Genomic DNA, 26579 nt, shown 5'->3' with positions numbered 1-26579 from the left:
CAAGCCTCAGGCAACGCCGAGGCCACCCGCCCGACAATTCCCGCACGGCTTCTGTCGGGCAGGGCGCGAAGGAATCACCTCGACAATCACCTCCCCACCTGAAGACGGCCCGCCGACTCGACCGGCATGTTTGTCACGACACGGCCCCCGGCCGCAGGAGCTGCCGCATCCGGGTGCGCATTCCTGCGGGGGAGACTCAAGGAAGAGGGACGGACACACGTGCTGGACCGGCTGAACCAGGCGCTGGACCACCTGGAGGGCTGCCTCGACCGGGAAGTCGACGTGGCCGGGGCGGCCCGGATCGCCGCGGTGTCGGAGTACCACTTCCGGCGGCTGTTCTCCGCCCTCGCCGGGATGCCGCTCCCGGTCTACGTGCGGCGCCGGAGGATGACGCTCGCCGCGGCCGAGGTGCTGGCCGGTGAACGCACACTGCTCGATGTCGCGGTGCGCTACGGCTACGGCTCGGGCGAGGCCTTCGCCAGGGCGTTCCGGTCGGTGCACGGCATCGGCCCGGGCGAGGCCCGGCGCACGGGTGCGCTGCTCACGGCACAGCCCCGCATGTCCTTCCGCGTCGTCGTCGAAGGCAGTACGACGATGCGGTACCGGATCGTGGATAAGGAGGCGTTCAGGATCGTCGGCAGGAAGGCCCGGGTCCCGCTGGTGCACGAGGGGGTCAACGCGGCCGCCGCGGCGCACGTGGAAAACCTGGACGAGCGGGCGATCGTACGGATGAAGGAGCTGGCCGGCCGGGAACCGGAGGGGATCCTGTCGGCAGCGGTGTACCTGACCGACAGCCGCGAGGAGGGCGCCGAGGCGGACTACTGGATCGGTGTGGCCACCGGCCCGGAGACGACCGTCGAGGAACTCGACGCCCTCGACGTGCCGGCCGGGACCTGGGCGGTCTTCGACAACGACGGGCCCTATCCGAGCGCGCTCCAGGAACTGTGGCGGGACGTGTTCACCCAGTGGTTCCCCTCGAACCCGTACACGAGCCGGCCAGGTCCGGAACTCCTGCGGACGCACCTGGTGGAGACCGGCGAGGAGACCCACTCCCAGCTGTGGATCCCGATCGAGCGGAACAGCGGGAACGCCGCCGCGTGAACACCGGTCCGCCGACCGGCCGACTGTGACGCAGGCCATGATTCTCGTCGTCCGATCGTGGAATGCGTGAGGGCGTGCCGCGGCTGAAGCGCTCGTAGACTTTCTCTGCCCTGAGGGGCGCATCGGGCAACGGTGGTCGGCGCGACAGGCTACAGAAACAGGGCGAACGGGACGCATCACGGTCCTGCCCCCTTCCCCCGCATCCGCACCCAAACCGCCGCCCGTGAAAGGTACTTGCGCTCCATGCCACTGGCCCTGCTGGCCCTTGCCCTCGTCGCGTTCGGAATCGGTACGACCGAGTTCGCCACCATGGGACTGCTGCCCCAGATAGCCCACGGCGTCGGCGTGTCCGTGCCGCACGCCGGCAACCTCGTCTCCGCCTACGCGCTCGGTGTCGTCGTCGGAGCGCCCGTCCTGACCGGCATCGGCGCGCGCATCGCCCACAAACGGCTCCTGCTCCTGCTGTCCGCACTGTTCGTGGTCGGCAACGTCGCCTCCGCTCTCGCCCCGAACTTCGGCCTGCTGTTCGCCGCACGGTTCCTGGCGGGCCTGCCCCACGGAGCACTGTTCGGCGTGGGCGCCGTAGTGGCCTCCCGGCTGGTCGCCCCCGAACGAGCCGGGCGCGCCGTGTCGAGGATGTTCCTCGGACTCACCGTCGCCAACATCGTCGGCGTCCCGGCCGGCACCGCCCTCGGGCAGCATCTCGGCTGGCGGTACGCCTACTGCGCCGTCGCCGTCATCGGCCTCGTCGCGCTGGCCGCGCTGGCCGCCTTCGTCCCCCACCAGCCCCGCAGCGACCAGGCCGGCATCCGGCACGAACTACGGGCGATGGCCAACCGGCAGGTCGCCCTGGGCCTGGCCACCGCCGTCGTGGGATTCGGCGGCTTCTTCGCCGTCTACAGCTACCTGGTGCCGATCCTGACCCACCTGACCGGCCTCTCCGACTCCTCCACGACCTGGGTCCTCGCGCTCTACGGCATCGGAATGACCCTGGGCACACTGATCGCGGGCCCGCTCACCGACCGGGCCCTGCGCCCGACGCTGTACGGCGGCCTCTTCCTGCTCGGCGCGACGCTCGTGGCGTTCTACTTCACCGTCCACAGCACCGTCCCCGCCCTGGTGACCCTCGCCTTCATGGGCGCGATGGGCGCCCTGGTCACCACCCCCGTGCAGATGCTGCTCATGGCCAAGGCGAAGAACGCCCCGACGATGGCCGCGGCCTCCAACCACTCCGCCTTCAACCTGGCCAACGCCGGCGGCGCCTGGCTCGGCGGCCTGGCCATCTCCGCCGGCTGGGGCTGGGCCTCACCGGCCCTGGTCGGCGCGACGCTCGCCGCAGCCGGCCTCGGCCTGGCCCTCCTCGCAGGCTTCACGGACCGCGATACCGGCAGCTCCGCACTGATCACTTCCTCACCGGCCCAGACCTCGTCGGAACCTTTGTCGACGACATCTCAAGCGCGGACCGGTAGCGACGCGTAAAGGGCCTCGAACACCGTTCCTGCCGGTTCATGGTGTCAGGACGATCCTGCCGAACACCGTGCCCGCGTCCATCGCGTGGTGGGCCAGGGCCGCCTGACGCAACGGCAGCACCTCGTGAACGACCGTGCGGAGTTCTCCCTTCGCGGCGTCGTCGAACTGGGACGATCGCACGGCCCGCCGCTCGGCGCCGGGCACGGTGTCTGAGCTGAAGGTGGCGAACGACAGAGACCTGCGGAAGGCGCCCATCAGCCGCATGCCGAAGTCCGCCGGTGGCTGTCCACCGACCACGCCGACAACTACGTACCGCCCGTTGTCGTTCAACCTGTCGAGAAAGACGGGGACTTGGGAACCGCCCACGACATCGATCACCACGTCGAAGCCGGATGGCACATCCGCGTCGGCCACTCCGGAGCGGTCCAGGACATGGGTCGCGCCCAGGTCCCGTAGGCGCGCGCCACGTTGCGCGGACGAGGTGGTGACCGCCACCGCGCCCGCACCGTTCCTGGCCGCGAGCTGGACCGCCGTGATCCCGATACTGCCCGCCGCCCCGCGTACGAGCACCGTCTCGCCGGGCGCGAAACGGGCGCGTTCCAAGGCGAAGTGGGCGACCACACCGGAGCCGCCGACCGTCACCGCGTCCGCGCCGGTCAGACCCTCCGGCAGCGGAAGGACGTCGTCGACCGAGGCGACGGCCTGCTCGGCGTACCCGCCGGCCAGACCGGTGAACGCCCACACCCGGCGCCCCGTCCACGAGGCGTCCACGCCCTCTCCCACCGCGTTGACGCTGCCCGCCACCTCACTGCCCAGGAGATGGCCTTCCCGGAAGCCGTACGCGGCGAGCGTTCCCCTGCGGACGACGGCGTCCACCCCGCCGACCCCGATCGCCTCCGTGGTGATCCGTACCTGTCCTGGGCCGGGTACGGGCACGGGCAGGTCGACGACCTCCAGACCGTCAGGGTTTCCGAACTGCCTGACCACAACGGCTTTCATCTGTGCTCCTCAAGTTCGGTCGACATGGGGGTCGTAGCCGGTGCCGGGACGGGGCCGGTGCCACCGACATCGGGAACGTAACGGACGCCCCCGTCCGCTTGGCTAAAGTGAGAGACCATGACGGACCGTTTGCCTCACCCTGTGCGCTCCGACGCCCGCGACAACCGGGCCCGCATCCTGGACGCCGCCCGCGCCGTGTTCGCAGAGGAGGGCCTGAGCGCGCCCATGCGTGAAGTCGCCCGGCAGGCGGATGTCGGCCCCGCGACGTTGTACCGCCACTTCCCGACCAAGCGCGCACTGATCGTGGAGACCTTCGCCGAACAGCGGCGGGGCTGCCGGGCCGCCGTCCGCGACGCCCTCGCGGACCCGGATCCGTGGCACGGATTTCGTGGCCTGGTCGAGCGCATCTGTGAACTCCACGCGCACAGCCGGGGATTCGCGGACGCCTTCATGGCGGCCTTTCCCGAGGCCATGGACTTCGCCGCCGACCGAGAGCGGACCTTGCGCGCGGTTGCCGAATTGGCCCGCCGCACGCAGGAGAGCGGCCGGCTCCGCTCCGACTTCGTCGTCGACGACCTGGTCCTCATGCTCATGGCCCACCAGGGGATCCAGCACGTACCCCGTGCCGCCCGGCTGGCAGCCTCCCGCCGCTATGCCGCCTACGTGATGGAGGCGTTCCGTGCTACGCCGGACAGGGGAGCGCTCACGCCACTGCCACCGGCACCACGCCTCCAGCTCGCGCACACGCCCGACGTGCCCTGAATCCGGCACCCTGCCAGCGGCAGGTTCCGCGGGTTGGGTCGTCGGCGCGGGTGGGCGAGGGGCTCAGGGCGGCGAAGAACCCGACTGTCAGTAAGACGACCAGACCGAGAGCCGTGCGGGAGCTACGACACTGGGCGAAGGTCTGCCGAGTGTGCCGGATACGCGGCGGAAGTCTGGGTTGCGGCCCTGCCCCTGCCCGACGTCAACAACTGAAGCCGAGTGTCCGGCAGTTCGTCGACGTCGGGGCAGTGGGAGGCCGATGGCCAGGGTGATGCCGAGCACCGCCTCAGTGTTTCGTTCAGGATCCGACCGCGGTCCTCACCTCAACTCGACCTGTTCTTCGATCACTTGACGTGTCTGGTGTGGGCTTTCGTGATCGTCATGGCCGCGGTCGGTCGTTGCGAGAGCCGCGGATCCGACTTACGTCCACAGGGGGGCCTTTCCGGTCCAGCTGACGATGAGCTGGATGTCGTCCAACCGGCCGGACTCGAACAGATCGGCCGCGTCCTCGCCGAAGCCGAGTTGCCAGTCCCCGCCGGGGCTCGTGCCGTACAGCGAGGTCCAGCTCGCGGCGTTGCCCCGCCGGGTGCTGGCCGTGCCGCCGGTGGCGGTGGCCTCGCCGCCGGCCGTTCCGCGCGTCAGCGACACCACGGTGTTGGGCACGGGTTCACCGCTGTCGAGCCGGACGGCGAGCGCGGAGGTGACGAGATCGGTGACGCCGACCGGGAAGTCGGCGTCGCGCAGGTTGAGGGTGATCGAACGGGCCGTGGGGTCGGCGGGGTTGTTGAGGTCGTACCACTGGTCGGGAAAGTCGGCCGCGAGGCTGAAGACGCGGTCGGAGCCGCGCTCCCGGTTGCTGTTGAGGACGGTCGTCAGCTGGCTGCGGTAGGTGTCGTCCTGCAGGGCCGTGTAGTCGACCGTGAGCAGTACATCGGCGATGGCGGAGAAGTCCAGCGGATTCGCCGCGGGCGGCAGCCGGAGTTCCCAAGTGGTGTCCACACCGCTGGATTCGAACGGCAGCAGCATGTCCGACTGGGCGTCGAGTTCGAAGACGCCGCTGGCGTTGACCGGTGAGGTCAGCGCGACCATGCCGGGGTCGTGACGTACCACGATGTCCTTGAAGCCCGCGTCCTGCCGGGTGGTCACCCGGGAGATGCCGTTGGAGGACAGCGTGGCGCGGATCCCCCGGTCCGGAGGCACGAGAGCGACGATGCTGGTGCGCACCTGACGGATCATGCGGAGGTAGTGGCCGGGGAAGTCGACGTCGAAGAGGGCCATTGGTGTGGCGAAGGCCAGGTTTCCGGTGCGGCGGAACTCCAGGAACTCCACCGGCATGAGCTGGGCGAGGGAGAACGTCTGGGACAGGTTGAGACGCCTGCGCTCCGACCGGAGGGCGTACTCCTCAAGCCCGCTCAGGTCCTGGCTGAGCTGCTCCGCACCGGTCAGCCCCCGGCGGTTGGCCTGGGCGGCGCCCGCGGTCAGCTCGGCGGGCGTCTGCCAGTAGTCGCCGGCGATCAGGGTCTGCGCCGACTCCGCCCGTTCGAAGGCCAGTTGCGCCTGCGCCAGCCGTGCGGTGGCGGTCGCCTGCTGCAGGAAGTACCGGTAGACGCCGCCGAGCGTGTTGCTCATCCATAGATACAGGTCGGCGTTGGTGAACTGGTCGTTGAGGAACTTCAGCGTCGCCGTCGCCTGGTCGCGCTGGAGGGTGGCGATGGCCTCCTCCTGGCCCGCGATGGACACCTGGTCGTTGGCGGTGACCACCTCGGCGGCGGCGACCAGCGAGTCCTGCTCGGAGGCGGCCTTCGCCAGCCGCCACTCGTCCTTGCGCTGTTCGATACCGGCCTTGAGCTGGTTGGCGTCCATCCGTGCCTGGAGGGTGTTCTCGTTCGCCTGGAGGATCCCTCTTCCGGCTATTCCAGCCATGATGGACATCGCTATGCCCTGCCTGGCGCCTCCGGAGAAGACCGCGCTGGTGAGGTCGGCCGCGTTGTAGGCCTGCTGCAGGATGCCCACCGCCGTGTCCACGGCGTTGATCTCATTTCTGACGTTTCTCATCTCGCCGTACTGGTCGAGGAGGTCCCGCTCGTACTGGTTCGGCTGCTGGTTGATCTGCCGGTCGTAGGTCCTGGTCATGTTGTCGGCCTTGGTGCGCTGTGCCACGGCGGCCTTGACCGCGTCGTTCGCCTCCGTCACCCGGTCCGCGGCGAGGGTGATCTGGGCGTTGCTCAGTTCGATGCCCTTGAGGGCATCGAAGACCTGGAGGTTGCGCTGGTCGTACTTCTCCAGCGCGGCGAGGTAGCCCGCCTCCATCTGGACGGCCTGGGCGACGAGTTGACGGGCCCGTTCCAGCAGCGTCTTGAAGCGGAAAGGCGTGGGCTGGCTGACCGTGATCGCGCCGAAGGCATTCTGGGTACGGGCCATTCCGGCGATGTTCCGGCCCTGCCTGAGCTTGTCGAGCTGTACGTTCGCCCGGGCCGCGAGGGATTCCAGGTCCGGGATCGGCAGCGTGGGTTCGTCGTGGTTCTTCGGTGCGATCGGGCTGAGTGCGGCGGTGCCGAGCAGCCGGCGTGCGGTCAGGTAGAGGCTCCGGGCGTTCGCGACCGACTCGTCGGTCTCGCGGCTGAATTCGGCGTCCGCGTAGTCGAGGTGACAGCGGATCACCGACAGCAGCGTGTAGCGGGTGAAGGGAGTCGGCCGTCCGGTCTCCACGAGTCCGAAGGGATCCAGCTTCTCGGTCCACCGCGGCGGGAAAGTGAGGTCGGGCTGTGCCGGTGTCCCGCCGATCTCGGCGGTGATCCGGCTGTAGGCGGAGACGGGGTGAGCGACGTCGTACGGGTACACGAGCCAGTACCAGTCCAGTGCGGCGCGGTAGTCGCCCGCACTCTGCAGGCGCTGGGCGAGCAGCAGTGGCACGGCCCAGAAGGTCTCCCGGTACGACGGATCCAGCGGCTTGTCCTGCTGCAGTGCCGCGAGTTCGGTCTGGTGGGCCGCCGACCTGGCGGGGTCGAGATAGGTGAAGCCTCTCCCAATCGATTTCACGTATGCGGCCGCTTCCGTCTCGGCCCGGTCCGCGCCGAAGGTGCCCGAACCGCGGATGGCGTCGAAGAAGGCACTCAGTTGAGCCGAACCGCCCGCCACCAGCAGGGTCGGGTCGAGGTTGCGTTCGGGGAACAGGAAGGCCGTGGTCGCTGCCTGCCAGCTGCCCAGCTCGCCCATCCAGACCCATGCCCGGGTGAAGGCGTCGGGGCTGTTGAGCTGCCAGCCTGCGGCGGGATGGGTCGACGGCATCTCGCCGGACCGCTTGGCTGACATGAGCGTCTGGATGCTCTCGATCGCCTGCCTGATGCGGGTGGTGCGCAGGGTTCCGCCGGCGAGGACGTCGACGAAGAACAGCGCCGTCATCTCCTCGCCGACGACGCTGATGTCGGTGGTGGGTGTGGGTGCCAGGTCGGTGAGCAGAGCGTCGCGCAGGATCGGCAGGGCGGTCTGCTCGGCCGTGGCGACGGCCTGCGCGTTTCCGTCGACCAGGTCCTGGCGCTGGGTGGTCCGGCTGCGCAGCACCGACTGCCAGTCGTCACGGGCGCCGTCGTCGACCCGGTAGGGGTTGACCTGCGGGCCGTCGGCGGACAGCACGAAGTAGTCGGGAGAGAGGACGAAGGTGGTCTCCTGGGCCTTCCAGGCCGGGAGCAGCGACGATCGTTTGTGGGCGCCGGTGAGAACCGCGATGGCGTCGTTCCACTCGGCCGTCGTGAGAGCTCCGGCGGCGGCGAGCCGGCTGAGGTTGCGCAGGGCGAGGAATCCGGGCCGGGTCAGTCCGGCGGCGGTGAGCAGTCCGCCGATGTCGGTGCCGTGGCTCTCCTGGTTCTCCCAGTCGGCGAGGTCGGCGCCGGGCAGTGCCTGGGCCAGCATGGCGGCGAGCCACTGGGCGGCGGTGCCGCCGGCGGGGGGACGAAGGCCGTTGAGGAGTTGGCCGTAGTCGGCGAGCGTTTTGGCCCGCTGGGTGATCAGCAGGCGGATGGGGTCGCCGTTCGGTCCGCCGATGACGTCGCCGGCGCCGATCACGTCCGGGTCGGCGAGCGCTCCGTATGTCCTCGGTGTGATCGGGTGCTGGTCCTGGTCGGCCCAGGACAGCGCCAGACCGGCCAGTTGCCAGGTGAGCAGGAGAGGGGTGGTCAGCGTCCGCAAGGGGTCGGTGGCGGTGGTGGAGGTGAGACCGAAGACCGTCTCCAGCGCCGTCTCGCTGAGCCGTGTGTCGTCGAGAGTGAGCTGGTCCAGCTCGTCGGGAGCGGTCGACGACAGCCGGATGCCGAGCCGGGCCGCCAGCGCCCGGCGGGCCTCGGGGTCCGCGCCCCGGGCCAGCCGAAGCTCCGCGTAGGAGGTGCCCACGGCCGCGAGGAGCGAGTTGTACGCCGCTGTGCGATAGACGGCTTCCGCCGCCGCGCCGGGGCCGGTCGGTGCGTGCCGGGCCGCGATGCGTGCCCGGAGCAGTTCGATGGGCACCCGCAGCTGGTTGATCTCGACGGTCCCGCGGTTGGCCTCCGCAGACTGCGCCTGGCTCAGCCGGTCGACGGGCTGGCCCAGAACACCGACCAGGGTGGCCGTGTCCAGCGGGGTGCCCGGCACCACTGCGGGAACCGCGGCCACACTGTCGGTGTCCGGTGGAGTCTCCATTCCGCCCGGCAGGGGAACCGTTATCTGTTCCTGGGCGAAGGAGAGCAGTGCGGTCAGGTACTCACGTTCGTCGAGCCGTTCCTCCAGCGTCTTCGGTACGTAGTCGCTGACGACGGTGACCGCGCGTTGCTGCGGGTCCGGAGTCGTGTTGCCCGCCTTGTCCGTCGCCCATACGTAGATCGTGTGGGCGCCGAACCCGGTCAGCGGCACGCCGGCGTGCCAGCTGCCGAAGTCGTTGCCCGACAGCGGCTGTGCCGGTGTCCTGACCCCGTCCTTGCTCAGGGCCCAGGCCACGCCGGCGCTCCCGCCGACCATTCCGCTCTGGGCGTCCTGCACGGTTCCGGTCACTTGGGCCGTCGCCCGTCCGGCCGAGTCGCCGATGGCGTTGGTCGGCTGATCGACCGTCAGGATCGGCAGTCCGACGTCCCGGCCGACGACCGTACGGATCTTCGTCGATGCGAAGTGGTCGCGGTCGGCGACGGTTACGGAGATCGGCCTCGACCCCAGCGGCATGGATCCGAGGGTGATGAGCTGCTGGAAGGTGGTGCTGGAGACGTTGTCGGTGGAGACGCTCTGACCGTCCCAGGCCAGCGTGATCTTGACCGGGAAGTACTGGTCGGCCGGGATGTTGACCTGTACGTTGACCGACGCCCCGCTGACACCCAGGTCGACCTGCGCGTTCTCGGCCGGTGCCGTCACCGTGAAGGCGGGCGGGACGGCCGCCGCCACCGCGAGCCCGACGTTGCCGGACCGGTAGACCAGCCCGGTGGTGGTCTTCGCCTCGGCGTAGAAGGTGTGGGCACCGGGGGTCGGGAACGTCAGGGACAGTGGTCCGCCACTCTGGTTCGCCCTGATCTTCTCCACGCCGTCGACGCCGGCCGCAGTCTGGGAGAACGTGACGAGAGGCGTCGAGGCGTAGAAGCCGTGGATCGCGTCCCAGCTGTAGCGCGCGCCGGGAAAGGCATTGATCGACATCGAGGCGGCGACGCCCGCCACCACCCGTCCGGTGGGCGCGCTGATGCTCACCCACGGCTGTTGGTCCTCCGGTGGCGGGCCGTCCGGCGGCTGGAAGATCGACATGATCGGCCCGTTGTTGAGCGCCGGCGATTTTCTGGTCGTCACGAGAAATCCCATCCCGAGTTGAAGAAATGAATCTGCGCAGCAAACGGCTCACAGAAAACAGGCAAGTACCATGAGGCCGACGAATGCGGTCTCTTTCCAGTCGATTTCATCGGCGATTTCGGTCGCGTGTCCGCCGACATATGTACCGACTGCCGCTCCTCCCGCCTGGAACACCGGCTCGCACGGCCCGCACAGGGCCAGGCCCACGCCTCCCGCGACGCCTGCGCCGACAGAACCGCCCACCGTCGCGCCCATGAAGTTCGTGGTGGCTTTCATGACCTGGGTCGGCGTCTTCGCGGTGGCCAGTTCGTAGGAGAACGCGGCGTAGCCGCCGATCTCCAGCCCCTTGGCCAGGCTCTCGGGTGAGACGAACTTCCGGAAGGCCGTGAGCTCGGGCCCGGCCGGAGGAACCGCGGTCGGTCGTGCCGGAGTCGACGGCCCGGAGTTGAGATCGAACTCCAGCGTGTCGGGATGATCGGCGATTCCGTAGCCACGGCTCGCGACGGTGCGCCCCGCTTGTTCCGCGGTGTGGATCGCGAACAGGTTTCCGTCCTGGGCGAGAGCGGCCTCGTTGATCTTATGAGCCGGCACGGGTGAATTCGTGGCGGCCGCAGCCCTGTGCGCGTTGTCGACTGACGGCAGGAAGACATCCTCGCGGTAGTTGATCGGTTGCCCCGCTTGGATTTTCGCTTTGAGGCCGGCGGCCCGGGCATTGTCCGCATTGGCCCCGCCACGACTCGCGTGGGTCTTGTCCAGCGCGGTGTCCCGGCCGATTCTCACCGTGGTGTCCTTGCGGTAATGACTGTCCGTGTAGTCCGAAGTACCGGTATTCGCATCGTGAGTGACCGCCTTCGAACCGGCCCTGTGGACCACGTGCTCGCTTTCGGTCGTTCTGGCACCCGAGGCGTCCCGGCCGGCTTTCGGCTGTTTGTCGTAGGGCGCTATGTTGCCGAGGTTGTCGGGGTTGGAGGGCTGCTGAGGCTGCTCACCGGAGGGGTCGACGGCGCCCAGCGGGGAGCTGCGGACGTACTGGTACAGATTGAGTCCCGCCTCCGAGCCGAGCGGGTCACAGCTGATCCATCGGGCCAGCCAGGGGCAGCAGTACCGGGCGACGTGGTAGGTCAGCCCGCTCTCCTCGTCACGTTCCTTCCCGGTGAAGCGGTAGCGCTTGCGGGTGTAGCTCCCGAAGCTGGTCTCTCCGTAGGGGGTGTACTCCTCGCTGTTCGTGAGGGTTCCGGCGCCGTCCAGCACGGCGGTGCTGCTTCCGAGGTGGTCGGTGAGCGGGAAGGCGACGGCGGGGCCGCGGTCTTCGGGGTGGGCGGGGCCGGAGCGGACCAGGGCCACACGGCGCCGGTCGTCCATCACGTGGATGTGGTTGTTCTCCGTCGCCGGGACGGCCGCGGCGGCCGACCCCTCGGTGGTCGCCGCGGCGGCCCAGCGGTGGTGTTCGAAGATCTCGTCGAGGTAGTGGGTCACCTCGACGGCTCCGCCCTGGCGGCGGACCAGTTTCTTGACGCGCCGTCCGGCCGCGTCGTACAGGTACTGGGCGTGCACCGAGGGCTCGGCGCCCGTGACCTGCGTGGCGAACGCCTTCAGCCGGTCGGCGTGATTCCACGAGTAATGCCGGGACGTCGTCTCGGAGACCAAGTTGCCGTTGGGGTCGAACGCATAGGAATAAGGCGTCTTCCCGATGTCCATGCGCTGCGGTCGGTTGCTGCCCGCCGTGACGGTGAACGCGCGGGTGAATCCGCCGGTGCCGCGGTGGAGGAGGCCCAACATGTTCCCCACCGCGTCATAGGCGTACGACTCGGCATACGGCTGAGCCTTCGTCGCGTCGGTGCCGCGTGGCAGGTCGATCCACGGGTCACCGATGGGCGGTGACTGGTACTCCCGTCCGGTCGCGGACAGCAGCCGGTAGGACGGGTCGTGGACGAATCGCCGGTCGAGGGCGTCACCGCTGCCGAGGAGTTTGCGCAGCAGCGGGTCCGTGGCGGCCAGCGCGTCGGGGTTGTTGAGGATGCCGCTGCCCGGCGTGCGGTCGCGGATGGCGAGGACGTTCCCGACCAGGTCGTAGTCGTAGCCGAGATCCTGCACCGGGGCGCCTCCGGTCGGCCGGTAGGCCGGACCGTCCGCCGACGTGTAGTGCTCGGTCCGCAGCCTGGCGAGCCGGAACGTGTGCACGTCGTACGCGTACCTGGTCATCACGCCGTTGCCGTAGGCGATGAGCACCCGCTGGCCCTTGGCGTCGTACGCGATCCGCCGCACATGGACCGTGCCGTCGAGCGCAACCGCCTCAAGGGCGCCCGCCCTGTTGTACACCGGGCGCAGCTCGCCGCGATGACCTGTCACGTCGGTCGGCAAGAGGTGCCGGACGATGCGGTTGAGCGCGTCGTAGCTCGTCGTCGTGACATAGCCGGCGGGTTCGAGCAGTGTCGCGTCGCGTGCCGCCTGGGTCTGTCCGGCTCCGGGTGTCCACTCGACCTGGAACGGCACCACCTGCCAGCCCTTGGCCCTCGCCGCCGCGTAGGTGGCGAGGACAGGGGCGTCGGCGATCACCCGGCGAGTGGACTCCAGGACGCCTCCCTTGAAGTCGACCGCGGCGACCGTCACCAGCCCGGCCTCGTCGCGTCTGCGTACCGGCATGCCGAGCAGGTTCAGCGCACGGGCGGCTGCCCGGTCCGCCGCGGGCTGGCCGGCGGTGCCGCCATCGCCGTACTCGTCGACCTGATGCAGCGTCACGGTGCCACTGACGTCGTCCCGGGCCCACACCTTCATCGGTCTGTGCAGCACGTCGAACGCCCCGAGCCTGAGGGCGCCCTTGCTGTCACGGCTCTCGATCGGGTTGCCGAGAGCGTCCGGCACCATGTCGTGCCGCCCGGCGTCGATGCTGTCCAGCCGCCAGCGCCGCTTGCCCAGGTCGTAGCGGTGGGTGAACGCCACCCGGGCCAGCGGATCTGTGATCGAGACGAGGTTCCCCTGGATGTCGTAGACGGATCTCGTGGTGAACCAGTCGGCGCTCGTCGCGCCGTTGCGGGCGACCGCCCGCACCGTGCGGCCCAGCGCGTCGATCTCCACGCTGGCCGGGGTGTTCCAGTGGCTGCGGTACCGTGCCGCCGCGTCACCGTGGGTGCGGCCCGCGTTGTCGTTCGAGTCGTACGCGTACGACTCCCACGGTGTCGGCGTGAACACCTCGGGCACGCTCAGGTCCGCCGGGATTCCGAAGACGACGCGGTGTTCGCCGCCGTCGGCGTTCAGGGTCCGTACCGTCTGCCCCCGGGGGTCGTAGAACATCGTCGTCCTCTGTCCCGACTGGGCGTCGAGAGGCTGCGCGTAGTCGAATCCGGTGGAGAAGAACGGCTCGTACTTCTCCACCACCCGCCCCTTGTTGTCGTAGATCTGCCAGCCGGAGACGATCACGTTGTCCGGGTCCGACGGGGCACGGGTGCGCCCGGTGGTGTCACCGACCGGGGCGAGGTCCTCGGCCGGGATGACGCCACCGCCGAACGTCGGATCGCCGAACAGGGTGTCCTCCGCCTGCGATCGGGTCTGCAGCAGTCGGCCGAACCCGTCGGAATACTGCACCGACACGATCACGTCGTCCCGCTGGGCGGCCGGGACGTCCGTGTCCGTGTCATGGTGCTTCCGCCGGACGGTGCGTACGGACGCGGGCCGGCCGCGTTCAGCGAATGCCAGCAGGTCGTAGGTCAGGCGCGTACTCGGCGCGTCGTGGTCGCCCTCACCGTTCTTGCCGCTCACGTAGTGGGCGGTGACGAGCCCGGTCGGGGAGAACGTCACGCGGTTGGTGTTGCCGTTGGCGTCGGTCGTCTCGCGGGGCTGCAGCACGCGGTAGTCGTGCACCGCGGCGGTCTCCAGCCCGGCGGGATCGACCGACAGCACCGGCAGCAGGTCGTGCCGGTCGTAGTCGATACGGCTCTCCGCGCCCAGCGGGTCGAGCGACGCGATCTGCAGCCCGCGCCCCACCCGGGCGGGATCGTGCACGTCGTAGCGTCGGCGCGCGGTGGCCACGTAGTACCCGCCGGGCGATCCGGGCACGTCGGTGTCCGTGTAATGCAGGTATCCGCCCAGGGCCGGGAGGGCGGCGCGGAACTCGGGCGGATACTCGGCGGGCCAGGCCGTGACCCCGCCGGGGGCGAGGTACACGGGCCGTGGGCCGACCGCGAGGGGGTCACCGGCGGGGTGGAGTTCGTCGAGGAAGCCGTCGGTGAAGGCCAGGGACTCCGTGCGTACCGGCAGCCCGTGGTCGCCGAGGGTGCCGAGCGGCAGCCCGGCGAAGGCGTCCCCGTCGTAGTGGGTGCGGACGTGCCCGATCACGCGCAGCGACACGCCCGCGGCAGGCAGGCCCGCGAGGAGTCCGTCGCAGAGGTCCGCCACGGACGGGCGGCCGTCGTTGACCACCTCGTAGCTGGTGGCCCGGACGACCCGGCCGGCCAGATAGCGGTCGAGGTCGTCGCGGACGGCGTATTCGGTGGTGGCGTAGGTGGCCAGATACGGCTGGGGCGGCGCGGTGGCGGTGGTGGTCATCGGGTCGCGGCCTCGCGGGACGGCGACGGCCAGGTGTCCGGTGGGCAGGCCGTACGCGTCGTAGCCGGCGGGGAAGGCGAACTGGGTCATCGGCTGGTTGCCGCGTTCGTACTGGGTGGTGCGGCTGCCGAGGGAGAACGGGAAGAAGATCCGTTCCCGGGTGTCCACCGGCCGGTCTGTGGCAGGGGGTGACTCCTCGCGGACTCCGGACACGGACTCGGTGACCGTGTAGGGGAGGTACTCGCGGGCGGCGCCGTCCAGGGCGTACAGCTCGGTGCGGAGCAGTTGTCCGCGCAGGGTCCGCAGGGCGGCCCGGCGGGCGCCGGCGGGCAGGGCCGCCAGGAAGATGTTCTGGGCCGGTGGGCGGGGCAGCATCGGGGTGTCGGCGGGGGAGTACTCGTGCCGCAGGTCGAGTTCGGTCCAGTCGCCTGGCTCGTCGGCGGCGACCGGCCCCGGATGGAACCAGCTCTTCGTCAGCGTCGGGGGTGAGTAGTGCCCGTCGGGGACGGCGCCGGGCCCCGTGGTGGGGGTCGCCTGGAAGGTCTCGGTGTCGAGCGTCTCGACCATCGCGAAGCCGCGGAACTCCCGTTCCACACCGTCCCAGTAGCCGTGGTGGTAGCGGTGCCCGGTGCTGAGCCGCCCGCCCGAGATCGCGTCGGTCACCTCGACGTGCGAGACGACCTGGACCGGGAACGGCAGGGTGGTTCGCCAGCGGGTCGCCGGATCGCGCTGGTCGCGCAGGTACTCCTGGGTGGACGTCGTGTAGGTGACCCGGGTGACGGCGCCGAGGTGGTTGTCCATCTCGTGGAGGAGGTGCGGCTTGACGCCGCCGGTGAGGTCGAGGAACCGCAGCCGCGGTCTCCCGGACGCGTCCGCGGCCCTGCTGAACAGCAGCCCGGCCATTCCGGTGCCGTACAGGTCGGAGAGCTGTACGGAGTCCCGGTCGGTCACGGCCGGGGTACCGGTGATGGTGACCGGCTGCTCGGTCCAGGCGTTGCCGGACCGGTTTCCCCAGAGCTGTACCCGACCGCGGTCGACGTAGAGCAGGTCGGCCGCACCGTCGCCGTCGACGTCACCGAGCAGCACCCGGCGCGGGTCGTACCCGTCGGGCAGCCGGGGCGCATGGCTCATGGTGACGCGGGCGCCCCATCGGCCGTGGCCCAGGTTCGGCCAGTAGGCGATGTTGCCGTTGCGGAGCAGCACGATGTCCTGGAGGCCGTCGCCGGTCATGTCCGCCAGCCGTACCCGCGGGTCGGCCAGATCGACCTGCGGTCCGGTGCCGTCGACGACCGCGGTGCGCTGCCAGGCCTTGCGCGGGTCAGGATCGTTGAACCAGCACTCCAGGCGGGTGCCGGAACGGAGTACGTCGGTGAGACCGTCACCGTCCAGGTCGACCAGCTTGACGCTCGGATCGGCCAGAGCGACCGCCGGTGACTGCCGGTAGGCCTGGAACGAGCGGTGGCTCCAGCCCGACGCGAAGGTCATCGGGTAGTAGCCGGTCACCGCGCCCGAGGCCTTCGAGCCGGGGACCGTGGCGGAGACGACGAGGTCGGGGCGGCCGTCGCCGTCGGCGTCCATGAACCGCACACCGGGGTCGGCGAGGGACAGCGGCGGTGCCTCGGTCATCCGGCGGGGAAGCTCGAACCGGCCCTCGCCCATGTTGCGCCAGACCCGCCGTGCGGTGCCGAGTTCGACCACATCGGGCAGTCCGGTGCCGTGCAGGTCGACCAGGGCCAGCGTCGGGTCGCTGAGCGCGACCGCCGGCAGACCGGGCCCGGTCACCTCCCGGAACCGGCGGCCGGCCGGGTCGAAGCCCGAGTACCCGAAGGTCAGCGGTGGCAGAGCCTCCGTCGCTGGGGCCTGTCCGGACGCCGGATCCTGGTCGTCGACCCCGGTCACGTCCACCTGGGTCAGCAGTGAGACCCCGTTGAACTCGGCCTGCCGGTACGTGAATTGCTGTTCCCTCGCCACCCGGGCGATACCGTCGGCGGCGTGCGTGGTGACCCGTACGGTCCGGCAGCGCAGCGACGTCCGCAGCTCGAACCCGGCCCGGTGGTCGGAGAAGGGGTCGGGCCTCGGCTCGTAGCCGAAGTCCACCTCGATCAGGAAGGAAGGGTCGGCGCGGTCGCCGTAGTCGCCGTAGGAGATCCGGGCGATCAGCGGATGGTCCCACCGGTGGCCGAGCTCCTGGCCCCGGTCGGGCAGGTACTCGTACCGGATCAGGTTGCCCAGGGCGTCCTGGGTCAGGGTGACCCGCCAGCCGAACACCCGGCCCGGGTCGGCCGGATCGGCCGTCACCGCCGGATCGCGCCAGCCGGCGTCCGCACCGGCCGGGCGGGGCGTGCCGTAACGGGTGAGCAGACCGTCCTTGCCGCGGACCTCCCAGTAGTTCCCGGAGCCGTCCTTGACATGCTCGATCCGGGCGAACAGGCCCTCGGTACGGGGCCGGTAGCGCACGCGCCCGGGGTAACCGCCCTGGACCGGCACCAGGTCCTCCGCCCCTGACAGGACGAACACATCGGCCCGGTCGGCCCCCGGCCCGACGGCATCGGCATACCGCGGAATCCCCCGGGACGTGCGGCGGGACACCCCCGGGAGACTCAGCTGCCAGCCCAGCCCGAACGGCCCGTTCCCGTTGCCGGTGCTGTAGCCCAACGCCAACTGGGGTGCCAGCCCCGACCGACCGGCCGGAACCGCGATCGGCACCGTGAAATTACCCGTACCGGTGAAAAGGTCGGCAGCGAACTTCTCTCCCACGCCGCTGACCGCGCCGCCACCCTTCGGCAGCGAGATCACCGCGCCCTCCGCAGCGGACTCCGTTCCCCCACTCATCCGCCGACCCCCCGCTCCATCAGGGCCGAACCCCACGAGCGATCAGCCCCGTGATGCGTCCAGTCGTGACTTCCTGCCGCATGAGCGGGAAGTCCGGCCGCGGCAGGGGCCGTGGCGGACATCGCCTCAGCCGGAAGGAAGCCGGTACCGCTACGTCTGCTGTCCATGCCGTGATGTACCTCCGGACGTGCTCCGGCTCCTCGTGCCGGGGCTTGGCCGTGAGCATCAGTTGGCTGGCACGCTTCCCCTCCGCCCCCCGCCTGGCGTCGGGACTGTCCTGTCGGGCTGTCCGCGGCCACCGTGGTGCTCCCAGGAGGCGCCTGTCACGCCCTGTGCCACTCAGCGGACCGGAGGGCCTGCCTCCCCATCGGCCCCACGCCGATCGTCAGCAGCGCCCGCACCAGGATCAACCGTAGGCAAAGCCTCTCCCTGAACTCGGGGAAGGCCGTCCCCGGGGAGAGTCCTCGCCGGCACAACCGACCCCAGGACACATCTGACGACTCATCAGGAAGTGAGCCACGAGCGTCATTTCGGCAGACAACGCCCCCACCGGCGCGACATCGGAGGCGGCGACCGAAGGCTCCGCCTCCGCCGCCTCGCACGCCCCACGCCACCCCGTTCGGAACGGCCCGACATCACACCTGCGGTCGCAGGCGCCTGCCGACACCTGATCACCGACCGCCTCGCTATCACCGGCGCCCGCTGGGGCCTTGACGGTGCCGAAGTCGTCCTCCAACTCCGCGCACCGATCACGAACGGCGACTGCTGGGTTTTCCACGCGGCCCGGTCCGCCGAACTCCGTCTTCGTCGCGCTGTCGAGGTATTGGTCGTCGTACGGCGAGTATCAACTGCCGCTGTTCAGGACGCAGTTGGGGCCCTGGGTCGGGGCGGTGGCCGGCTCGGCTTTGAGGACCTCCATGCGGGTGTTGCAGCCGTTCTTGTCTGCGTCGGTTCAGTGACGGAACTTATCAGTCGCCCGTCGAATGGGCTGTCCGGCACCGTCGGCCACTGCTTCGGCCTGTACTCACTTGGATGCGTGTTCTTCGAGGCAGTCGTCGGCCGTCGGCCCTTCGCCGTCCCTCACGGTCGAACGCGGATGATCGTCTTTCCCTTGCGTCGCTCGGTCGGATTGAGGGCGCTGACGGCATCGTCGAGGGTGGAGACGTTGTCGATGTTCGTCCGTAGTCGTCCGTCCCGCACCCGCTGCACGATCTCACCCAGTTCGGCACGATCGGCCTCGACGACGAAGTCCACCGCCAGGCCGGCAGTGGGCCGCGCCTCGACCGGGCCGACGATCGACACCAGCGTTCCTCCAGCCTTGATCAGGTCGGCGGACCGCTTCTGAACGTCGCCGCCGATGACGTCGAAGACCAGATCGACGCCGCCGACGTCTTCCAGCGCGTCGTGATCGAGGTCGACGAACTCATGCGCGCCGAAGCCGAGTGCCTTCTCACGGTCCGCGGCGCGTCCGGTGCCGATGACATGGGCGCCGGCCTCACGTGCGAGCTGGGTCACCATCGTCCCGACTGCCCCGGCCGCGCCATGGGCGAGGACGGTCTGGCCGGCCTGAAGGCGGCCGTGCTGGAACAGCCCCTGCCACGCGGTCAGGCCTGAGATCGGCAGGGACGCGCCTACCGTGAAGTCGACGTCGCCGGGAAGTGGTGCGAGGTTGCGTGCTTCGATGGCCACATACTCCGCCAGGGTGCCGTCACGGTGCCAGTCGGCGAGGCCGAACACCCGCTGCCCGACCGACAGTCCCGTCGTGCCGTAGCCGAGGGCGGTGACCACTCCGGCCAGCTCGTGGCCGGGGATCGACGGTGTCCTGTCACGGCCGGCGCGATCGGTCCAGGTCGATGGCCACTCCATCTCGGTCGGGACGAATCCCGACGCGTGAATCTGAACGACGACATCGTTGATCGCTGACTGCGGCTCGGGTCGCTCCACCAGAGTCATCCCGGCCGTTCCCGCGGCCTGGTCCGTCACCACGATCGCTTTCATGGGAATCACTTCCTCGATCATCTGTCTCTTCGGTGGAAATCCTGCAGGGATGGAAAGCCCGTCCGACATCACCTCGGCGAGGCCGACAGGAAGCGGCCGGCGATCTGGACGGTGTCGGCCGGACTGCTATGCGCTCGTCGTCATGTCTCCGACCCTAGGAGCGAAGTAGCCCAGAAGTGTGGTCCATTTCCAAGGCAGATCCTTGGGCCACTCTGGAGTTCAGCCCTTCGTTCCCTGCACTCACTGGGGGATCGTCGTCGGCGTTGCGCCACTGGAACCCGAAGGTCGCTTCGGCATTACCTTTTTTCGTAGAGCCCGGTGGCAGGTGCCGTTCCCGCAGCGGATGAGAAAACATGTTGGCCGGGTGCCGGCGGGCTGCGAAGATGCGTCTGTTTCTCAGGCGGAGGATATTTGTTCGTTTTCGTGTGTGCGGGATGCGGTGCCGAGTTGACCACCCCGCTGTCCGAGGTCTCGCTGCCGGTCCACGCCCGTCAGAAGTACGGGAACGGTGCTCAGCTTCCGGTGCTCATGCAGTCAGGGACGTTTGCCGTGGACCCGGACCCTTGGGGAGGGCCGTGGCGGATGTGGGACGAGATCGATCCGGGTGAGGCGGAGGCGCGCGGCATCTACGCGCCGGTCCACGCCCTGTCCGACAGCATGACCGGGGCGAGTGTCATTGCGCCCGGTGATATCCGTGGAACCCGGCTGATTCCTGAGAAGCGCGGCGGTGCCTGCTGCGGTCTCGACGGAGCCGACGGGCCCAACATGGCCTGCGCAGCATGTGGCCTCCCGGTGGCGACCAGAGTCGACGACTGCTCGCTCTGGCAGGCAGTGCGGCTCAGCTCGGACGCCGTGCACCGCGTCCCTGTTGACGGTATCCACGCTGCGCCCCTCTCTTGGGCGGAGTTGGCAGAGAAGGGGGAGACGACGCCCCCGTTCGAGCCGATCGCCACGTGGGGAGGACGGCTGGGGCGGAACCATTACTGGTCGTGGAGTCCGCAGTGGGAGGCGGCAGCCGGCCAAGCGCTCGCCCACCTGTTGGTCGCCTCCCAAGGACAGCCGGTGAAGGTCCCTGGCGGTCTGAGCGCGGGCGTCTTCCAACGCGCGCTCGACGCCCTGTTGCCCCCAGGCCTCCCGAAGCGGCGCGCCGTCCTGGCTGGACCGGGACAGCCCTCCCCGGACGAGGGCGCCGACATCCTCCTCGTACCGGTCCATCCCCAGACGGGGCAGGCCTGGACCCCAGCCAACCCGACTGCGCCGGCATACCTGGTACCCCTACCGCTGGGAGTGTGGCTGTGGCTGGTCTCTCCCCAGCCCTACTTGCCGGTTCCCGCCTCGGGCCGTATACCCCAAGACGTCCTCCGCGACGACCCGCTCCCGCTGCTCCCCAACTGCCTGTTCCGGGCCGACGGGGGAACGTTCCAGCACACCTTGGTCCGGCTACCGGCCGTGCGCAGCCCGTGGCTGCGCACGATTCTCGAGAACCTCATTCAGGGCACCTCGGCGCACCTCTTCTAGTGTGCTGCGCCAGAAATCCTGATGGTTAGTTACTACCCTGTTGGCATGTCGCATCCCGGGCCTTCTGCTGTGGAGATCACGCTGTCCGAGGCCGAGCGTGCCGAGTTGGTGCGCCGGACGGAATTGCCGCACCGGCGCTCGGCCGAGAAGGCCCGCATCATCCTGGCGTGCGCTGACGGCATGTCAAACGCGGGGGTGGCGCGGGTCGTCGGTGTCCAGGCCAAGACGGTGGGCAAGTGGCGGCGGGCTTTCGCCGCGGAGCGGATGGCCGGGCTTGAGGACGCCGGCTGGATCGGCCGGCCGAAGGCCGACCTGGTCCTGGACGAGGCTGAGCGCAGGCAGCTGACGCAGTGGGCGCGGCAGGCGAAGACCGCCCAGTTCCTCGCGCTGCGGGCCAAGATCGTGCTGCGCTGCGCGGAGGGCGGGACGAACCAGCAGGCCGCGGCCGACCTCGGCATCGACAGGTCGACCGTGGACCGCTGGCGGGCCCGGTTCGTTGCCGAACGCCTCGACGGTCTGCACGACGAGCCCCGCTCGGGCCGGCCGCCCTCGGTCCTCCTCGACCGGGTCGAGGAAGTCATCGTGGCCACCCTGGAGTCCACTCCGGGCAGGGACACGCACTGGTCACGGGCCTCGATGGCGCAGCGCACCGGCCTGTCGAAGTCGACCATCGGCCGGATCTGGAAGCGGTTCGACCTCAAGCCCCACCTGCAGGACTCCTTCAAGCTGTCCACCGATCCGCGGTTCGTCGCCAAGGTCGTCGACGTCGTGGGCCTGTACCACCACCCGCCAGAGAAGGCGGTGGTGCTCTGTGTGGACGAGAAGTCCCAGATCCAGGCACTGGACCGCTCGCAGCCGGTCCTGCCGATGATGCCGGGCATGCCCGAACGCCGGACCCACGACTATCTGCGGCACGGCATCACCAGCCTGTTCGCCGCCTTCAACATCACTGACGGCACCGTCATATCCCAACTCCACCGAGGTCATCGTGCGATTGAGTTCAAGAAGTTCCTGGTCCGGATCGACAAGGCGGTGCCCACCGGACTCGACGTCCACATCGTCTGCGACAACTACGCCACCCACAACACTGCCGAGATCAAGACGTGGCTGAGCAGACACCCGCGCTTCCACATCCACTTCACCCCCACCGGCTCCTCCTGGATGAACCAGGTCGAGCGGTGGTTCGGCCTGCTGACCGACAAGCTCATCCGCCGCGGCGTCCACACCTCCGTGAAGGCCCTGGAGAACGACATCACCGCATGGATCGACACCTGGAACGAGAACCCACGGCCCTTCACCTGGACCAAGACCGCCGACGAGATCCTCAACTCCCTCGCCGACTACCTCACCAAGGTCGGAACCGTCAGCCAGAAAATCGAGCAGAACTAACCATCAGGATTTCTGGCGCAGCACACTAGTGCTCTGACCGCCAAGGTCCACCGGGTCTGGGTCTTCCGCCGGCGCTGACGATCTCGGAGTATCGAAGAATGGGGAGTCGGGGGGATCTGGCCGAGGCATTCCGGACGGAGGTGGGCGTTGAGTTCGCGTTCCTGGTCGAGGACGTCGGCTTTTCGGGCCCGGAGCAAACCGACAACGGACTTCTCTTCCACAGCTCCGGCCTGGACGTGGAGGTCTGGTTCCTGAACATGCACGAGCCCGTTGTGACGACGCTCGTCGCCCCGGTCACATCGGACGGCGTGAGGGCCAGGGGCGTATGGCTGGACGAGTTGTATGTCCTGAGCAGACGCGGTCCCGCTCAAGACGTTCCCGGCTCGGCCCCGACCCGGCGAGCCATGCTTAAGCGAGTCCATCAGCATGCCGCTGCGCTGCGCCGGCTCATGCCACAGTTGCTCACCGCGGAGGGTGCACAGCTCATTGCCCACTGCAGCCAGGGCTGAGCCGCGGCGACCAGATCCTCATGCGGCCGTGGCTGCGGGCCGTCCGCCCCAGCGGATGCCCTTCTCGCTGCGGATGCGGATGCGGGTGCGTTCCTTGCGTTCGGCCGTGCTTCTTTCACGCCCTGCGTGTGCTGCAACTCTCTCTGCCTGTGGGTGTTCTGGGCTTCGTATGTTGGTCTGCTCGCCTGTAGGGGGGCATGTCCTCGCAGGGGCACCCCAGGCGTCACCGCACCAGGCGACAGGTGCGCCAGCCGTGGCCCGTCGCGGACCAGGGCGCCGCGCTGCGTTTCGAGGTTGCCGAGGTGGTGGGCGACCGACGATGTGCTGCTGAGCCCGATGGCGTCGGCGATCTGCCTGACCGACAGGCCCTTCCCATGCTCGGCGATCCACCGCCGTATGCACCGACCGCAGGACCTGCTTCTCCCGCTCCGTGAGGTGCTCCGGGCGCGGGTTCACGACCGCCGCCCCAGGGGGCGGGCCTGGCGGCGCAGCTCGACGCGGGCCGCCGGCGTCCGGCCCGGGCCGGATCAGTACCGGGGGAAACTGCAGCCGGCCGGACAGGGTCTGCAGGCGTCGGCGTCGGCGCAACGCGGTGGTGTGCGCCGGGCGTGGCACGGCGGGGGCCGCGTAGGTGAGCCTGCGAGGAATACGGCGATAGCGTCACGTGCGACCGCCCCATCCGCTGGTGTTCAGCTGCCTGTAGACGCGGCGCGCGGAACCGCCGCTGGCGATGCGAACGCTGCGGGACACGATTGATCCCCACCTGCCGAGGACGCCCTCCTCACTGGTGTTCGGCCTATTGGCGCTGAGCGCCCTACGAAGATCGCCAGCATGGCAAGGACCGACAGTTCCTGAGAGAACCAGCTGATTATCCATCAAGTCCACCCAGGTCGAGCGCAGGCCGAGGCCCCTGTTGTCTGAGGCGAGACCGCATCGCCCAGCAGCATTAACCAGAGGCGGTCACGGAGCCCTCTGGATAGCATCCGCAGTCGCTGAACTCCACCACCCACCGACGAAGGAACCCGCCCCATGCTGCGCCCTCCGACCGCTCCGATCGCAGAATTCCCCGTGTCCGGCAGCGACGCCGGCCCCTACGGAATCACCTGCGGCCCCGACAGCGCACTGTGGTTCACCATGGTCCACCACGGACGGATCGGCCGGATCACCACCGACGGCGACGTCACCTCCTACCAACTCGAACCCGCCTCCAGCGGACCGTCGACCATCACCACAGGACCCGACGACGCACTGTGGTTCACCGAATTCCGCAGTCACCGGATCGGACGCGTCACTACGACCGGAGACATCACCTCGTTCCCGCTGCCGACGCCGGATGCCGGGCCGTTCGGCATCACTGCCGGCCCCGACGAGGCACTGTGGTTCACCGAAGCAAGCGCCGACCGCATCGGCCGCATCACACCCGACGGTGACGTCACCGAGTTCCCTCTCCCGCTCTCGGGAGCCTTCCCGTCGGGCATCGCCACCGGCCCGGACGGCCGACTGTGGTTCACGATGAACCAGGCGAACGCGATCGGTGCCATCGGACTCGACGGTCACGTCACCGTCTACCCGCTTTCCGTACCGGACAGCGCCCCGGTCGGCATCACCGCCGGCCCCGACGGCGCCATGTGGTTCGTCGAGATCGGCGCCGGTCAGATCGGACGGATCGCGCCGGACGGAAAGATCGACGAATTCGCACTGCCCGACCCCGCGTCACGCCCGCACGCCATCACAGCCGACGCCGACGGAAACTGCTGGTTCACCGAATGGGGAGCCAACCGCATCGGCCGGATCACGGCTGACGGCCGAATCGACGAACACGATCTCCCCAGCCCATCCTCCGAACCACACGGCATCACATTGGGACCGGCCGGCACCATCTGGACGGCCCTGGAGATCGGAACGGTCGCCCGGCTCACACCACGCTGAGTCCCAACCTCCCGGGCCGGAGCGACCTCCACACCTCCATCAGGACGGCCGCCTTGCCACCCAACCCAGTCCGCCCACCTCGGAACCTTTCTTCCGGACCAACTTGAGTGGCAAAGGACAGTCATCGGCCGCGGGACAGCCGCGACCTCCGCGCCGCCAGGAACACCAGCGCGCCGCCAGCCACCAGCAGGACGGCGGTGCCCGCCCGCAGCAGGACTCCGTCCGTGCCCGTGGCGGCGAGCCCGCCGCCGGTCGTCGTCCCGCTGCTGGTTCCCGCCCCGGAGCCGGACGGGCTCGCGGTGGCCGTGGCCGAGGGGGACGCGGAGGCGCTGGGCGAGGGGCTGGATGTCGCCGAGCCGGTGGCCTTCACCGCGATCGCCGCGGTGTCGTTCGCCGCGTCGTCGTCACGATTGGGGTACTTGGGGTTCTCCACCGCCCGTACGCTGCCCTGCGCGCCCGGGACGACCTTGTCGATCCGCACCGTGAACTCCTGGGTCACGGAGTCGCCCGGCCGGAAGTCCGTGCTGGCGATGTCGCAGGTGTAGCTCTTCGCGCCGGCCTTGCCCGGTGTGCAGTTCCACAGCGGCCCGGGGTCGCCCTGCTCGCCGGGGCCGGGGGCGCCGGTGATGGTGGTGCCGGCGGGCGGGGTCACCACGAACGTGCCGGAGTTGTCGGCGTCCATCCACCGGAAGTCCATCCGGCCCGGGCCGTTGTTCTGCACGCCCACGGTGATGCTGACCGTCTTGCCGACCTTGCCCTCGACCGTGTCACCGAGTGCCTGGTAGTCGGCGTGCTGGGTGGTGGCGAAGGTGCCGTACCCGGAGCCGGTGAATCCGGAGCCGGAGGCGACGGACTTCAGGCCGAGCGGCGCGCCGGTGCCGGTCTCGGGGAAGTCGGACGGGTCGAAGGAGTCGGGCGCGGTGCCGCCGACCGGCCACACGACGTAGGTGTCGTAGCCGTACATCGTGTCCTTGGCGGCGGTGTAGCGCAGCGGCGCGTCCGTCTCGTAGGCCGCGCCGGGTGCGACCGGGGTGTCGAACCGGCACCAGGCGCCGACGTCGGACTGATCCGAGTAGTGGCAGTTGGAGTGGTCACGGGCGAGAGAGACGCCGTCTGAGTCCTGCACCAGCAGCATGACGCCCTTGTCGGCGGGGGCTGTGCCGGTGTCGGCGAAGGCCGGGGTGCGCTCGAAGACGGCGCCGGGCGCGATGCCCTTCAGCGCCGGGTAGGGCCGGGGGACGAGCTTGGGCCCGCCGACCAGGACGTCCGTCTTCCCTGTCACGGTGGCCGCGTCGGAGGCGGTGGCGGTGTAGGTGATGGCACCGGTGTCCCCCGCCTTGGCGGCCGTGGTGGGCTTCAGGAAGAACGGGTCGATCGACTCCTTGCCCGACAGCGGGCCCACGTCGCACCTCACCTTCAGGGTGCCGGTGCTCACGCAGTCGCCCGTGACCACCATCGTCGCCTTCCCGGCGAGGGACGACGCGTCGATCGCGACCGAGACGTCATGGGCGTCGCCGCCTGAGGCGGTGATGCCGAGGTTCAGGTTCGGGCCCTCGCCCTCGGCGGGGAGGTAGTAGTTCTCCTGGGCGTCCAGGACGAGCGTCGTTGGGGCGGCGTGCGCGGCCGGGGTCGCGACCGCCACAACGGCGGTCGCGAAAGCGGCGGCCGCCGCTGTCCGCCATGTTCTACGTATCGTCAGCACACAACGTGGACACGCCAGAACACCGGAAGGTTGCG

General features: G+C 69.5%; 13 protein-coding genes. 7 read left to right on the top strand and 6 right to left on the bottom strand.

What is annotated here, in order from left to right; translation table 11 throughout:
* Positions 1-219 precede the first annotated feature (219 nt).
* Together OG496_RS02410 and OG496_RS02405 are read left to right on the top strand one after the other, a co-directional pair.
* Positions 220-1101, top strand: a complete 882-nt coding sequence (locus OG496_RS02410) for a GyrI-like domain-containing protein (protein ID WP_405969335.1) — start codon at positions 220-222, stop codon at positions 1099-1101.
* Between the two features lie 243 nt (positions 1102-1344).
* Positions 1345-2580 carry an MFS transporter gene (locus OG496_RS02405; RefSeq protein ID WP_405969334.1) on the top strand — a complete coding sequence of 412 codons (1236 nt, stop codon included), beginning with the start codon at positions 1345-1347 and terminating at the stop codon, positions 2578-2580.
* Positions 2581-2607: 27 nt separating this feature from the next.
* Here the strand turns inward: OG496_RS02405 and OG496_RS02400 are convergent, their stop codons facing one another.
* Complete coding sequence (locus OG496_RS02400) at positions 2608-3570, bottom strand: zinc-binding dehydrogenase (protein WP_405969333.1); 963 nt, start codon at positions 3568-3570, stop codon at positions 2608-2610.
* Between the two features lie 117 nt (positions 3571-3687).
* Here OG496_RS02400 and OG496_RS02395 point away from each other — a divergent pair, with 117 nt between their 5' ends.
* Positions 3688-4332 carry a TetR/AcrR family transcriptional regulator gene (locus OG496_RS02395; protein WP_405969332.1) on the top strand — a complete coding sequence of 215 codons (645 nt, stop codon included), beginning with the start codon at positions 3688-3690 and terminating at the stop codon, positions 4330-4332.
* 420 nt (positions 4333-4752) lie between these two features.
* On the opposite strand, the gene OG496_RS02390 is transcribed toward OG496_RS02395, so the two are convergent.
* From OG496_RS02390 to OG496_RS02380, 3 genes are all read right to left on the bottom strand, one after another.
* Positions 4753-10125, bottom strand: coding sequence for a neuraminidase-like domain-containing protein (locus OG496_RS02390; protein ID WP_405969331.1), 5373 nt, complete (start codon positions 10123-10125; stop codon positions 4753-4755).
* A 48-nt stretch (positions 10126-10173) separates the two neighbouring features.
* Entirely contained in the window at positions 10174-17499 is a 7326-nt protein-coding gene (locus OG496_RS02385; RefSeq protein WP_405969330.1) for a SpvB/TcaC N-terminal domain-containing protein, read from the bottom strand.
* 1080 nt (positions 17500-18579) lie between these two features.
* On the bottom strand, positions 18580-19497 hold the full coding sequence (locus OG496_RS02380; RefSeq protein WP_405976548.1) for an NADP-dependent oxidoreductase: 918 nt from the start codon (positions 19495-19497) through the stop codon (positions 18580-18582).
* A 411-nt stretch (positions 19498-19908) separates the two neighbouring features.
* On the opposite strand from OG496_RS02380, the gene OG496_RS02375 reads away from it, so the two are divergent.
* The 3 genes from OG496_RS02375 to OG496_RS02365 all read left to right on the top strand — a co-directional run bounded on the left by OG496_RS02375 (position 19909) and on the right by OG496_RS02365 (position 22913).
* Entirely contained in the window at positions 19909-21015 is a 1107-nt protein-coding gene (locus OG496_RS02375) for a hypothetical protein (protein WP_405969329.1), read from the top strand.
* 45 nt (positions 21016-21060) lie between these two features.
* Positions 21061-22404 (top strand): IS630 family transposase, encoded by a 1344-nt coding sequence (locus tag OG496_RS02370; RefSeq protein WP_405969209.1) that lies wholly within the window; start codon positions 21061-21063, stop codon positions 22402-22404.
* 140 nt (positions 22405-22544) lie between these two features.
* Complete coding sequence (locus tag OG496_RS02365; RefSeq protein WP_399387722.1) at positions 22545-22913, top strand: hypothetical protein; 369 nt, start codon at positions 22545-22547, stop codon at positions 22911-22913.
* On the opposite strand, the gene OG496_RS02360 is transcribed toward OG496_RS02365, so the two are convergent.
* Positions 22826-23263, bottom strand: coding sequence for a hypothetical protein (locus OG496_RS02360; protein WP_405976547.1), 438 nt, complete (start codon positions 23261-23263; stop codon positions 22826-22828). The genes OG496_RS02365 and OG496_RS02360 overlap by 88 nt on opposite strands.
* A 679-nt stretch (positions 23264-23942) precedes the next feature.
* Between OG496_RS02360 and OG496_RS02355 the strand changes: the two genes are divergently transcribed.
* Positions 23943-24842, top strand: a complete 900-nt coding sequence (locus OG496_RS02355; RefSeq protein WP_405969328.1) for a virginiamycin B lyase — start codon at positions 23943-23945, stop codon at positions 24840-24842.
* A gap of 121 nt (positions 24843-24963) precedes the next feature.
* Here OG496_RS02355 and OG496_RS02350 read toward each other — a convergent pair whose 3' ends face one another.
* On the bottom strand, positions 24964-26544 hold the full coding sequence (locus OG496_RS02350; RefSeq protein WP_405969327.1) for a hypothetical protein: 1581 nt from the start codon (positions 26542-26544) through the stop codon (positions 24964-24966).
* Between the last annotated feature and the right edge of the window lie 35 nt (positions 26545-26579).

It is taken from the genome of Streptomyces sp. NBC_00988, from assembly GCF_045162645.1.
In the GTDB taxonomy this organism is placed as follows: Bacteria; Actinomycetota; Actinomycetes; order Streptomycetales; family Streptomycetaceae; genus Streptomyces.
Note: the sequence above shows the minus strand (reverse complement) of the source record. Positions and strands in the feature narration are given on the sequence as shown.

Bases quoted from the DNA above. Each gene is read 5' to 3' on its own strand.
- OG496_RS02405 (WP_405969334.1), top strand. From the start codon at position 1,345: ATGCCACTGGCCCTGCTGGCCCTTGCCCTCGTCGCGTTCGGAATCGGT.
- OG496_RS02400 (WP_405969333.1), bottom strand. From the start codon at position 3,570: ATGAAAGCCGTTGTGGTCAGGCAGTTCGGAAACCCTGACGGTCTGGAG.
- OG496_RS02395 (WP_405969332.1), top strand. From the start codon at position 3,688: ATGACGGACCGTTTGCCTCACCCTGTGCGCTCCGACGCCCGCGACAAC.
- OG496_RS02385 (WP_405969330.1), bottom strand. From the start codon at position 17,499: ATGAGTGGGGGAACGGAGTCCGCTGCGGAGGGCGCGGTGATCTCGCTG.
- OG496_RS02380 (WP_405976548.1), bottom strand. From the start codon at position 19,497: ATGAAAGCGATCGTGGTGACGGACCAGGCCGCGGGAACGGCCGGGATG.
- OG496_RS02370 (WP_405969209.1), top strand. From the start codon at position 21,061: ATGTCGCATCCCGGGCCTTCTGCTGTGGAGATCACGCTGTCCGAGGCC.
- OG496_RS02355 (WP_405969328.1), top strand. From the start codon at position 23,943: ATGCTGCGCCCTCCGACCGCTCCGATCGCAGAATTCCCCGTGTCCGGC.